13 protein-coding genes are annotated in these 12,482 nt (G+C 60.3%); 10 read left to right on the top strand and 3 right to left on the bottom strand.

Translation table 11 applies throughout. The features are described from left to right. Positions 1–2: 2 nt before the first annotated feature. The 9 genes from AC2CGP_RS14615 (at position 3) to AC2CGP_RS14655 (ending at position 10,209) form a co-directional block, all read left to right on the top strand. A complete protein-coding gene (locus AC2CGP_RS14615; RefSeq protein ID WP_015367342.1) occupies positions 3–1,673 on the top strand; it encodes a methyl-accepting chemotaxis protein in 1,671 nt (556 codons plus the stop codon). 83 nt (positions 1,674–1,756) lie between these two features. Then, positions 1,757–3,367, top strand: coding sequence for a methyl-accepting chemotaxis protein (locus AC2CGP_RS14620; protein ID WP_042892850.1), 1,611 nt, complete (start codon positions 1,757–1,759; stop codon positions 3,365–3,367). Between the two features lie 28 nt (positions 3,368–3,395). After that, positions 3,396–4,268 (top strand): protein-glutamate O-methyltransferase CheR, encoded by an 873-nt coding sequence (gene cheR, locus AC2CGP_RS14625; protein WP_047076726.1) that lies wholly within the window; start codon positions 3,396–3,398, stop codon positions 4,266–4,268. After that, entirely contained in the window at positions 4,268–5,317 is a 1,050-nt protein-coding gene (locus AC2CGP_RS14630; RefSeq protein WP_045386423.1) for a protein-glutamate methylesterase/protein-glutamine glutaminase, read from the top strand. Before cheR ends, AC2CGP_RS14630 begins: the two co-directional genes overlap by 1 nt. A 71-nt stretch (positions 5,318–5,388) precedes the next feature. Next, entirely contained in the window at positions 5,389–5,778 is a 390-nt protein-coding gene (gene cheY, locus AC2CGP_RS14635) for a chemotaxis response regulator CheY (RefSeq protein WP_015367338.1), read from the top strand. 10 nt (positions 5,779–5,788) lie between these two features. Beyond that, entirely contained in the window at positions 5,789–6,433 is a 645-nt protein-coding gene (gene cheZ, locus AC2CGP_RS14640; RefSeq protein ID WP_015367337.1) for a protein phosphatase CheZ, read from the top strand. A 149-nt stretch (positions 6,434–6,582) separates the two neighbouring features. Then, positions 6,583–7,734, top strand: a complete 1,152-nt coding sequence (gene flhB / locus AC2CGP_RS14645; RefSeq protein ID WP_475702352.1) for a flagellar biosynthesis protein FlhB — start codon at positions 6,583–6,585, stop codon at positions 7,732–7,734. After that, on the top strand, positions 7,727–9,805 hold the full coding sequence (flhA, locus tag AC2CGP_RS14650) for a flagellar biosynthesis protein FlhA (RefSeq protein ID WP_020079225.1): 2,079 nt from the start codon (positions 7,727–7,729) through the stop codon (positions 9,803–9,805). The genes flhB and flhA overlap by 8 nt, the downstream gene beginning before the upstream one ends. After that, positions 9,805–10,209: a flagellar protein FlhE gene (locus AC2CGP_RS14655; protein ID WP_015367334.1), complete on the top strand. Its 405-nt coding sequence runs from the start codon at positions 9,805–9,807 to the stop codon at positions 10,207–10,209. Before flhA ends, AC2CGP_RS14655 begins: the two co-directional genes overlap by 1 nt. Before the next feature lie 223 nt (positions 10,210–10,432). Here the strand turns inward: AC2CGP_RS14655 and AC2CGP_RS14660 are convergent, their stop codons facing one another. The 3 genes from AC2CGP_RS14660 to flgA all read right to left on the bottom strand — a co-directional run bounded on the left by AC2CGP_RS14660 (position 10,433) and on the right by flgA (position 11,907). Next, entirely contained in the window at positions 10,433–10,867 is a 435-nt protein-coding gene (locus AC2CGP_RS14660) for a flagella synthesis protein FlgN (RefSeq protein ID WP_015367333.1), read from the bottom strand. 2 nt (positions 10,868–10,869) lie between these two features. Continuing rightward, positions 10,870–11,193: a flagellar biosynthesis anti-sigma factor FlgM gene (flgM, locus tag AC2CGP_RS14665; protein WP_015704933.1), complete on the bottom strand. Its 324-nt coding sequence runs from the start codon at positions 11,191–11,193 to the stop codon at positions 10,870–10,872. Between the two features lie 63 nt (positions 11,194–11,256). Beyond that, the gene (flgA, locus tag AC2CGP_RS14670) at positions 11,257–11,907 is read right to left on the bottom strand and encodes a flagellar basal body P-ring formation chaperone FlgA (protein ID WP_015367331.1); all 651 of its coding nucleotides are present in this window, start codon (positions 11,905–11,907) and stop codon (positions 11,257–11,259) included. 159 nt (positions 11,908–12,066) lie between these two features. Here flgA and flgB point away from each other — a divergent pair, with 159 nt between their 5' ends. Beyond that, positions 12,067–12,480, top strand: coding sequence for a flagellar basal body rod protein FlgB (gene flgB / locus AC2CGP_RS14675; RefSeq protein WP_015367330.1), 414 nt, complete (start codon positions 12,067–12,069; stop codon positions 12,478–12,480). Positions 12,481–12,482 lie beyond the last annotated feature (2 nt).

Consider the following 12,482-nt stretch of genomic DNA (forward strand, 5'->3'; position numbering starts at 1 on the left):
ACATGTTTAATCGTATTAAGGTCGTCACCAGTCTCTTATTAGTGCTGGTGCTATTTGGCGCATTGCAGCTGATTTCAGGCGGTCTGTTTTTTTCGTCGCTGAAAAGCGATAAAGAGAACTTTACCGTCCTGCAAACCATCCGTCAGCAGCAGTTGCTGCTGAGTGAAAGTCGGGTCGATCTGCTGCAGGCGCGTAACTCCCTGAACCGCGCAGGGATCCGCTACATGATGGATACCAACAAAATCGGCAGCGGCGCGACTATCGACGAGCTGCTGGCGAAAGCGAAAGAAGAGCTGGCGCGCGCCGAACGCAACTACACCGCCTATGAAAAAATCCCGCAGGACCCGCGTCAGGATCCTCAGGCGACGGAAAAGCTTAAACAGCAGTATGGCATCCTGTACGGCGCGCTGTCGGAGCTGATCCAGCTGCTGGGCGAGGGTAAAATCAACGCCTTCTTCGACCAGCCGACGCAAAAATACCAGGACGATTTCGAGCAGACCTATAACGCCTATCTGCAGCAAAACGGCAAGCTGTATCAAATCGCCGTTGACGCTAGCAACAGCTCTTATAGCTCGGCGATCTGGACCTTAATTGTGGTCATCATCGTGGTGCTGGCGGCGATCGTCGGCGTGTGGATGGGCATCCACCATATCCTGGTGCGCCCGCTGAACCGCATGATTGAACACATCAAACGGATCGCGTCCGGCGACCTGACCCAGCCTATTCCGGTGACCAGCCGTAATGAAATCGGCGTGCTGGCCGCCAGCCTCAAGCACATGCAGAACGAGCTTATCGAAACGGTAAGCGGCGTGCGTCAGGGGGCGGATGCCATCTATAGCGGCGCATCGGAAATCGCTGCCGGGAACAACGATCTCTCTTCGCGCACCGAACAGCAGGCGGCATCGCTGGAAGAGACCGCCGCCAGTATGGAACAGCTGACAGCGACGGTGAAACAGAACGCCGAAAACGCGCGTCAGGCCAGCCAGCTGGCGCTGAGCGCCTCCGAAACCGCGCAGAAGGGCGGCAAAGTGGTGGCCAACGTGGTGGAAACCATGCACGACATCGCCAGCAGCTCGCAGAAAATTGCCGATATCACCGGCGTTATCGATGGTATCGCCTTCCAGACTAACATCCTGGCGCTTAACGCCGCGGTAGAAGCGGCGCGGGCGGGTGAACAAGGTCGCGGCTTCGCGGTTGTGGCGGGTGAAGTCCGCAACCTGGCGCAGCGCAGCGCCCAGGCGGCCAAAGAGATCAAAGCGCTGATCGAGGACTCGGTCAACCGTGTGGATATGGGCTCGGTACTGGTGGAAAGCGCCGGCGACACCATGGGCGATATCGTCAATGCGGTCACCCGCGTGACCGACATCATGGGCGAAATCGCCTCTGCTTCCGATGAACAGAGCCGCGGTATCGACCAGGTCGGCCAGGCGGTAGCGGAAATGGATCGCGTCACCCAGCAGAACGCCTCGCTGGTGGAGGAGTCGGCCTCGGCCGCCGCCGCGCTGGAAGAGCAGGCCAGCCTGCTGACGCAGTCGGTTGCCGTCTTCCGCCTGAAGTCGGAAGGGCAGGAAGAGTATAAAGCGCCGGTCAGCAATAAAACCGCGCCTGCCGCCATCGCTACGCATAAAAAAACCAGCGCCAGCGACTACCAGGATAACTGGGAGACGTTCTAACGGGTACCGGCCGCCGCATCCCTACACGCGGCGGCCTCTCTTGCGTTGTAAGCCGGCCGAGACCGGCTACCAAGGAGATTGCTATGTTTAACCGAATCCGTATCTCTACCAGTCTTTTCCTGCTGCTGATCTCCTTTTGCATCATGCAACTGATCAGCACCGGGCTCTCTTACGTCGCGCTACGCGCCGACAACCACAATCTTGAACGTATTACCGTCAGTAGCCAGCAGCGCGATGCGCTTAGCCTGAGCTGGGTATCGCTGCTACAGGCGCGAAATACCCTTAACCGCGCCGGTACCCGCGCGGCGCTGAAGGTGCCGCAGGAGCAGGTGGATGCGCTGATGGGCGGCGCCCGCAGCTCGCTGCAAAAAGCCGATCTCTATTTTAACCAGTTCCTCGACACGCCTCGCGCGGATGAGCAGGAACAGCAGTTGGCCGATGCCACGCGCGATAGCTACGAGAATCTACGCGGCGCGCTGCGCGAACTGATCGTGTTCCTCGAAAATCGCAACCTGCAGGCCTTTATGGACCAGCCGACGCAGAAAATACAGGACCGCTTTGAGGCCGACTTTGTGCAATATCTGCAGCTGGCGAAGGCGACGACCGATGAAGCCAGCGCCTCCAGCCAGCAGGCCTACGGCTGGTCAATCTGGTTGGTTGCCGGGGCGGTGCTGATGCTCTTGGTAGTCACCCTCAGCGCGATGTGGTGGCTGCGAACCATGCTGGTGCAGCCGCTGAATATTATTCGCGGCCATTTCGAACGTATCGCCAGCGGCGATCTTTCCGCACCGATTGAGGTCTATGGGCGTAACGAAATCAGCCAGCTATTTGCCAGCCTGCAGCGCATGCAACAGTCGCTGATTGGTACCGTCGGCGCGGTGCGCGACGGCGCGGAGTCGATTCTTATCGGCCTGCAGGAGATTTCAGAAGGCAACAACGATCTCTCCTCGCGCACCGAACAGCAGGCGGCTTCGCTGGAAGAGACCGCCGCCAGTATGGAGCAGCTAACGGCGACGGTGAAACAGAATGCCGATAACGCCCGCCAGGCATCGCAGCTGGCGCGTGATGCCTCCTCCACCGCCGCCAAAGGCGGCGAGCTGGCGGATGACGTGGTCACCACGATGCACGACATCGCCAACAGTTCGCAAAAAATCGGCGCCATTACCAGCGTCATCGACGGCATCGCCTTCCAGACCAATATTCTGGCGCTTAACGCGGCGGTGGAGGCGGCGCGCGCCGGTGAACAGGGGCGCGGCTTTGCGGTGGTGGCCGGTGAAGTACGCAACCTGGCCAGCCGCAGCGCCCAGGCGGCAAAAGAAATTAAGCTACTGATCGATGAATCCGTCAGCCGCGTCAAACACGGCTCGGTGCTGGTGGAAAATTCCGGCGCCACCATGCAGGACATCGTGCGCTCGGTAACCCGGGTGACCGACATCATGGGCGAAATCGCCTCCGCCTCCGATGAGCAGAGCCGCGGCATTGAGCAGGTGACGCAGGCGGTTACCCAGATGGATCAGGTCACGCAACAGAACGCCGCCCTGGTGGTGGAATCGGCTTCCGCCGCCGCTGCGCTGGAAGAGCAGGCTATTACTCTCGCCGATGCAGTGGCGGTATTCCGTCTGGCGGACGACAACTTCGTCGCGCCGGAAACCTCATCCACGGTAAAGGAGACCCTGGATTGTCAAACCGCATAAACCGCTCGTATTTTGCCGGTGAGTCGGCATGAAGCAGACGACATCAACCGCGGCGCGTGAAAGCGGATCGGCGCTGGCGCAGATGGCTCAGCGTCTGCCGCTCTCCGACGCGCATTTTCGCCGCATCAGCCAACTTATCTATCAGCGTGCCGGGATCGTGCTGGCGGCGCATAAGCGCGAGATGGTGTACAACCGGCTGGTGCGCCGTTTGCGTCTGCTGGGCATTCATGATTTCGGCGACTACCTGGCGCTACTGGAAAGCGACCCGCACAGCGCCGAGTGGCAGGCGTTTATCAATGCGCTGACCACCAACCTGACCGCCTTTTTTCGCGAGGCGCACCACTTTCCGATTCTGGCGGAGCATGCGCGCTCGCGTCCCGGGAACTATAGCGTGTGGAGCACCGCCGCCTCGACCGGCGAAGAACCTTATTCCATCGCCATTACGCTCGGTGATGCGCTCGGGGAACGTGCGGGCAGTTGCCAGGTCTGGGCCAGCGATATTGACACCCAGGTGCTGGAGAAAGCGGAAGCGGGGATTTATCGCCATGAAGATCTGCGCACTCTGACGCCAATCCAGATGCAGCGTTATTTTCTGCGCGGCACCGGGCCGCATCAGGGGCTGGTGCGCGTGCGTCAGGAGCTGGCGGCGCGGGTCAACTTCCAGCCGCTGAATCTGCTGGCGGCGGAGTGGGCGCTGCCGGGGGCGTTCGACGCGATTTTTTGCCGCAACGTGATGATCTATTTCGATAAACCGACGCAGGAGCGCATCCTGCGCCGCTTTGTCCCCTTGCTTAAACCGGGGGGGCTGCTGTTTGCCGGTCACTCCGAGAATTTCAGCCAGATCAGCCGGGATTTCTACCTGCGTGGACAGACCGTGTATGGGCTGACCAAGGAGAAGTGATGAGTAAAATCAGAGTGTTATGTGTTGATGATTCGGCCCTGATGCGCCAGTTGATGACCGAGATCGTCAATGGCCACGCCGATATGGAGATGGTGGCGGTGGCCCCGGACCCGCTGGTCGCACGGGATCTGATCAAAAAATTTAACCCACAGGTGCTGACGCTGGACGTCGAAATGCCGCGCATGGACGGCCTCGATTTCCTCGAAAAGCTGATGCGCCTGCGGCCGATGCCGGTGGTGATGGTTTCATCGCTGACCGGTAAAGGTTCGGAAATTACCCTGCGCGCGCTGGAGCTGGGGGCGGTGGATTTCGTCACCAAACCGCAGCTCGGGATCCGCGAAGGCATGCTGGCTTACAGCGAACTGATAGGCGAAAAGATCCGTACCGCCGCACGGGCGCGGCTGCCGCAGCGGGCCAATGACCAGCCGCCGGCCATTTTAAGCCACGGACCGCTGCTGAGCAGCGAGAAGCTGATCGCCATTGGCGCTTCCACCGGCGGCACCGAAGCGATTCGTCAGGTGCTACAACCGTTGCCGGCCACCAGTCCGGCGCTGCTGATCACCCAGCATATGCCGCCGGGATTTACCCGCTCGTTTGCCGAACGGTTGAATAAGCTGTGCCAGATCACGGTGAAAGAGGCGGAAGAGGGCGAACGCGTGCTCCCGGGACACGCCTATATTGCGCCAGGGGATCGCCATCTGGAGCTGGCGCGTAGTGGCGCTAACTATCAGGTCAAGTTGCACGACGGCCCGGCGGTAAATCGCCATCGTCCCTCGGTGGATGTGCTGTTTCGCTCGGTGGCCCGCCACGCCGGGCGCAATGCGGTGGGGGTGATCCTCACCGGCATGGGCAACGACGGCGCTCAGGGAATGCTGGAGATGCATCGCGCCGGGGCCTATACCCTGGCGCAGAGTGAGGTGAGCTGCGTGGTGTTCGGCATGCCGCGCGAGGCCATCGCCAGCGGTGGGGTCAACGAAGTGGTTGAACTGGAGCGCATGAGCCAACGCATGCTGGCGCAGATCGCCGGCGGCCAGGCGCTGCGAATTTAAATTCACGCCGCCGGGAAGTCCCGGCGGCGTGGTGTGAAGTGAGTTAAAAATGACACTGTTCAGGGGTAGTAATGGCAGATAAGAATCTCCGTTTTCTGGTCGTCGACGACTTTTCCACCATGCGTCGTATCATCAGAAATTTGCTTAAAGAGCTCGGCTTCAACAACGTCGAAGAGGCGGAAGATGGCGCGGACGCGCTAAATAAGCTGCGGGCCAGCAGCTTTGATTTCGTGGTCTCCGACTGGAACATGCCTAACGTTGACGGCCTGGAGCTGCTGCAGACCATTCGTGCCGATGCCGCGCTGGCGGCGATGCCGGTATTGATGGTGACGGCGGAAGCGAAAAAAGAAAATATTATTGCCGCCGCGCAGGCAGGCGCCAGCGGTTATGTGGTGAAACCTTTTACGGCGGCGACGCTGGAAGAAAAGCTCAACAAGATTTTTGAAAAATTGGGCATGTAAGGAGAGGGCGATGAGAGAGATTCCAATGCCTGCCAGCGATGCAGCGACCGCGGGAGAGATAATCTCCCGTATCGGCCAGCTCACCCGTATGCTGCGCGACAGCATGCGCGAGCTGGGGCTCGATCAGGCGATTGCCCAGGCGGCCGAGGCGATCCCGGATGCCCGCGACCGTCTTGATTACGTTGTCACCATGACGGCGCAGGCGGCGGAACGGGCGTTGAGCTGCGTGGAGGCGGCGCAGCCGCGCCAGGCCGAGCTGGAGTCCGGCGCCAGCGCGCTAAAATCGCGCTGGGATGAGTGGTTCGCTAACCCGATCGAACTGGACGACGCGCGCGCGCTGGTGACCGACACCCGTGAGTATCTGGATCAGGTGCCGGGCCATACTTCCTTTACCAACGCCCAACTGATGGAAATCATGATGGCGCAAGATTTCCAGGACCTGACCGGTCAGGTTATCAAGCGCATGATGGACGTGGTGCAGGAAATTGAAAAGCAGCTGCTGATGGTGCTGATGGAAAACATGCCGGAACCGCCGGTGAAAGAGAAACGGGCCAACGATAGCCTGCTCAACGGCCCGCAGCTTGACCAGAATGGCGTCGGCGTCATCGCCAACCAGGCGCAGGTTGACGATCTGCTCGATAGTCTCGGTTTCTGACCAGGCGGGGCGCAGTCGCTGCGCCCCTGCCGCTTTTCCCTCATCCATGAAATAACCCCTCTTTTTCGCCGTTGTTCCGCCAATGACTTCGCCATTTTTTTGGCATGCTGACCGCCATTCTTTACCCTCCCGACACAGGAACTGCAGGCTTGGCGGAAGACAGCGATCTGGAAAAAAGCGAGGCCCCCACCGCCCACCGGTTGGAGAAGGCGCGTGAAGAGGGCCAGATCCCACGCTCGCGCGAGCTGACCTCGGTGCTGATGCTGGTGGCCGGGCTCGCCATTATCCTGATGTCCGGCAGCAATATCACTCGCCAACTGGCGGAGATGCTGACGCAGGGCCTGCACTTTGACCACGGGATGGTCAGCAATGACAAACAAATGCTGCGCCAGCTGGGAATGCTGCTGCGTCAGGCGGTGCTGGCATTGCTGCCGGTAATGGCCGGGCTGGTGCTGGTGGCGCTGGCCGCGCCGATGCTGCTTGGCGGCATTTTATTCAGCACCAAGTTGCTCAAATTCGATCTTAAACGGCTGAATCCGCTTTCCGGTCTGAAACGCATGTTCTCCACTCAGGTACTGGCGGAGCTGTTAAAAGGGATCCTCAAAGCCACGCTGGTCGGTTGGGTAACCGGGCTGTACCTGTGGCACAACTGGGCGGCGATGCTGCATTTGATGACCCAACAGCCGCTCGACGCGTTGGCCAATGCGCTGCAGATGATCCTCTATTGCGGATTTCTGGTGGTGCTCGGATTGACGCCGATGGTGGCGTTTGACGTTTTTTATCAGCTGTGGAGCCACTTCAAAAAGCTGAAGATGACCAAACAGGATATCCGCGACGAATTCAAAGATCAGGAAGGCGACCCGCATGTTAAAGGGCGGATCCGTCAACAGCAGCGGGCGATTGCCCAGCGGCGGATGATGGCCGATGTGCCGAAAGCGGACGTGATAGTCACTAACCCCACCCACTATGCCGTCGCCCTACAGTACAACGATAAAAAAATGAGCGCGCCGAAGGTGCTGGCTAAAGGGGCGGGGGAGATTGCGCTGCGCATTCGTGAACTGGGAGCGCAACACCGTATTCCGATGCTCGAAGCGCCGCCGCTGGCCCGCGCGCTCTATCGCCATAGCGAGATTGGCCAGCATATTCCCGCCACCCTCTATGCCGCGGTCGCCGAAGTGCTGGCCTGGGTTTATCAGCTGCGCCGCTGGCGGCGCGAGGGCGGCCTGATCCCGAAAAAACCTCAACGTTTACCGGTGCCGGAAGCACTGGATTTTGCAAAAGAGAGTGACTCTGATGGCTAATTTGGCCTCCCTGCTGCGTTTGCCGGGGAATGTTAAAGATACGCAATGGCAGGTTCTGGCCGGCCCGATCCTGATCCTGCTGATTTTGTCGATGATGGTGCTGCCGCTGCCGGCGTTTATCCTCGACCTGCTTTTCACCTTCAACATCGCGTTGTCGATCATGGTGCTGCTGGTGGCGATGTTTACCCAGCGCACGCTGGACTTCGCCGCGTTTCCGACCATTCTGCTGTTCTCGACGCTGCTGCGCCTGTCGCTCAACGTCGCCTCGACGCGCATCATTTTGATGGAAGGGCACACCGGGGCCGCCGCCGCGGGGCGGGTCGTGGAGGCCTTTGGTCACTTCCTGGTCGGCGGTAATTTCGCCATTGGTATCGTGGTGTTTATCATCCTCGTGCTGATCAACTTCATGGTTATCACCAAAGGCGCCGGGCGTATCGCCGAAGTGGGGGCGCGTTTCGTACTCGACGGCATGCCGGGTAAGCAAATGGCGATCGATGCCGACATGAACGCCGGGCTTATCGGTGAAGAAGAGGCGAAAAAACGCCGCGCGGAAGTCACGCAGGAAGCCGATTTCTACGGCTCGATGGACGGCGCCAGCAAGTTTGTTCGCGGCGATGCCATCGCCGGGCTAATGATTATGGTGATTAACGTGGTAGGCGGACTGCTGGTCGGCGTGGTGCAGCACGGTATGGAGCTGGGGGCGGCGGCGGAAAGCTACACCTTGCTGACCATCGGCGACGGGCTGGTGGCGCAAATCCCGGCGCTGGTGATCTCTACCGCCGCCGGGGTCATCGTTACCCGGGTGGCGACCGATCAGGATGTCGGCGAACAGATGGTCGGCCAGCTATTCAATAACCCGAAGGTCATGCTGCTGTGTGCCGCGGTACTTGGGCTGCTGGGGCTGGTGCCGGGGATGCCGAACCTGGTTTTCCTGCTGTTTACCGCCGCGCTGCTCGGGCTGGCCTGGTGGCTGCGCGGGCGCGAAAAACAGGCGCCAAAAGCCGCCGACGAACCCATCGTGCAGGAGAATACCCAGGCCGCGGAAGCCAGTTGGGCGGACGTACAGTTGGAAGATCCGCTGGGCATGGAAGTGGGTTACCGGCTGATCCCGATGGTCGATTTTCAGCAAAATGGCGAGCTGTTGGGGCGTATCCGCGGGATCCGCAAGAAATTCGCCCAGGAGATGGGCTATCTGCCGCCGGTGGTGCATATCCGCGATAACCTCGAACTGGCGCCCGCCCGCTACCGCATTCTGATGAAAGGCGTGGAAATCGGCAGCGGCGAAGCGCAGCCTGGGCGCTGGCTAGCGATCAACCCCGGCAACGCTATCGGCGAGCTGGCGGGGGATAAAACTATCGATCCGGCCTTCGGTCTGGAGGCGGTATGGATTGATAGCGCGTTGCGCGAGCAGGCGCAAATTCAGGGCTATACGGTGGTGGAGGCCAGTACGGTGGTGGCGACCCATCTCAACCATCTCATCGGCCAGTTCGCCAGCGAACTGTTTGGCCGCCAGGAGACGCAGCAACTGCTCGATCGCGTGTCGCAGGAGATGCCGAAGCTGACCGAAGATTTCGTACCGGGCGTGGTGTCGCTGACCACGTTGCATAAGGTGTTGCAGAATCTGCTGGCCGAGCGGGTATCGATCCGCGATATGCGTACCATTATCGAGACGCTGGCGGAACATGCGCCAACGCAAAGCGATCCTTACGAGCTGACCACCGTCGTGCGCGTGGCGCTGGGGCGGGCGATTGCCCAGCAGTGGTTCCCTGGCAATGGCGAAATTCAGGTTATCGGCCTGGATACCCAACTGGAACGACTGCTGCTGCAGGCGCTGCAGGGCGGCGGCGGTCTCGAACCGGGGCTTGCCGACCGCCTGCTGGAGCAGGCGCGGCAGGCGCTGCAGCGCCAGGAGATGCTCAGCGCGCCGCCGGTGCTGCTGGTTAACCACGCGCTGCGCCCGCTACTGGCGCGCTTCCTGCGCCGTAGCCTGCCGCAGATGGCGGTGCTTTCCAACCTGGAGATCAACGACGATCGCCAGATTCGCATGACCTCAACCATTGGAGCGGCCTGATGACGCGCTATCTTCCTTTATTGTGCCTTTTATTGCCGGTTACCGCCGGCGCGGCATCGGGCTCATGGATTGCCGAAGGGCCCGGCGTCACCCTTGAACAGGGCGGGATGAGTGATTCTTCCGCCGCGCTGCTGCCGCCCAATACGCTGCCTGGCGGCAATGCGCGCATCGAGACCGTTAGCTGGCGCTATCGTCTGCTGTCAGCGGAGCCGGCGGGGCTGCAGGTGCATTTATGTAGCCTGAATCGCTGTATTCCACTGACCAGCGCCAGCGGCACCAGCCACGCGTTGGCAGGCGAGGCGGCAGATGGGCCGCTGCGTTTTGTCTATTCCGTACAGACCCGCGGGCCGTTAAACCCGCCGCTGCGGGCGATTGCCAATCAGGTTATCGTTAATTATCAGTAGTCGCAGGGGAAAGTTTTGTATTAATACAGACCGTAGGCCGGATAAGGCGCAGCCGCCATCCGGCGCGAAAATGGCTCGTTACCCGCGGTTATTGCCCGGCGGCGCTGCGCTTGCGCGGGCCTACAGATCACATGCCGGCGTAGGTCAGGTAAGCGTAGCGCCACCTGACAAAAAACGGCGCTACGGATAACCGTCGCCATGGGGGAAATACAGAGAAAGGGTGTCAGACGCCGATTTTACGGCCCAGCAGACTGGCGGCGCGCGACTGACCGTCCGGCCCGTACAGCGATTTATTATTCTTGCTAAGAATTGCCAGCGCCTGCTGGTTATGGGCGATCTGTTGATTGAGCAACAGGCCGTTATGCTGATTCTTTTCACGCAGGCTCTGGCTTAACTGCTGGATCTGCCGCCAGCGTTCGCTGAAGCTTTCATGGCCCTGGTAAGGCGCGCGTAGCGCAAGGTTGGCTTCCAGCGCCGGGCGCTGTTGTTCAAGCCAGGCCACCGTCGCCAGCAGTTGACTCTTGCTATCGGTGACGCGCTGTAGCGCCACGCCGGGCAGTTCATCCGCACACAGCAATTGTTGCTCTTGCGCCAGCACGTCATCCAGCGCCCGCAGGGTTTCCGCCAGTTTATCCAGCAGAGTGCGTAATCTGTCCATCATCAGGCCTTATCTGTTTTGCTACCGGCAAGGCGCTGGATATCGTTGTGCGCATCCTGCAGCAGGGCGTCGGCGATTTTGCCCGCGTCCATTTTCAGCTCGCCGCTACGAATCGCCTGTTTGATAGCCTCGACCCGGTTCATATCAATATCCTGGGTGCCCGGCTGCATCAGCCGCGCCTGCGCATCGCTCAGTTTCACTTTGGTGGCGCTAACGGCGGTTTCCGCCGCGGTGGCCTTGCGCGGCTGAAGCGGGTTGTCGGCCGGGGTTTCACGCGGCTGCACCGTGGAAACCGGCTGTAACCGCTGGGTGCGATCGATACTCATGGTCCATCTCCAAAATGGGTTTCTAATGGGGTTATCGGCAGGGGCTGGCAAACCTTTACTTTTTTATAACGTAATACGGATGGATCCATCCTCCCCGGCGATACCGCTGACGATTTTGCCGGAAACCATGCGCACGCGCACGCTATCTTCGGCTGCCGCGTTATTCATCGCCTTACCGGCACCGCTGATGCTAAAGCCGTCCCCCTCGGCCATGACCTGCACTGGCTGACCGGCTTTGATCACCCACGCGCGACGCAACATAGAGAGCGTCAGCGGTTGGCCTGGGCTGATATTCCGCAGCGTCACCGCGCCCAGCGCTTTTTTGCTGTCGGTCAGCGTACGCGGCGGCAGGGTATCGAGCCTGCCTGATTTTAGCACCACATCCGCCGGGGTCAGCGGCGTTCCGCCGCTAATACCGCGCGCCGCCGCCAGATAACGGCCAAATACCTGCACTTGGGTCTGAATAAACCGCCGCTCCTGCCCGCAGCGGGCGGAGACGCTGATATTGCCGCCGATTCGCGCATTGGGCGGCAGCGACAGCTGCGGTAATTCACACGGCGGCCACTGAGCGGGCGGCGTGCGCACCAGCACTTTCACCTGCACGGCATTATCGTTGAATTTGCTTTTAATGAAGCTTTCGATTTGCGTCGCCAGCGTGTCGGCGCGGGCGCTCAGGCTGCACAGCAGGCCGACCAGCAGGATTTTACTTTTCATCGCGTTCCCCTCACGCCACCCGGAAAGGGGTTAAGTGTAACGACTGCCCCGAGGGACTAAACAGATAAATAGCGGCCCATTTTGCCCCTATTCCCGCGATAGGTTGGCGCAGGGGGCGTTTATGCTGTCGGCTCCAAATTCTAACCTTGCGGAGGGAGCATGCTCGACAAACTGGACGCTGCTCTGCGTTTTGGCCAGGAGGCGCTGAACCTGCGCGCCCAGCGCCAGGAAATACTGGCCGCCAATATCGCCAACGCAGACACGCCGGGCTATCAGGCGCGGGATATCGATTTCGCCAGCCAACTGAATAAAGTCCTGCAACAGGGGCGGGTAAACGGCAACGGCATGGCGCTGAACCTGACGGCGGCGCGTCATATTCCGGCGCAGACCATGCAGCCGCCGGAGCTGGATCTGCTGTTCCGGGTGCCGGACCAGCCGTCGATGGACGGCAACACGGTGGACATGGATCGTGAACGCACCAACTTCGCTGACAACAGCCTGAAATATCAGACCGACCTGACGCTGCTCAACGGTCAGATCAAAGGGATGATGTCGGTGCTGCAACAAGGATAAGG

The sequence above is a fragment of the Klebsiella sp. SYXHC3 genome, from assembly GCF_057196925.1.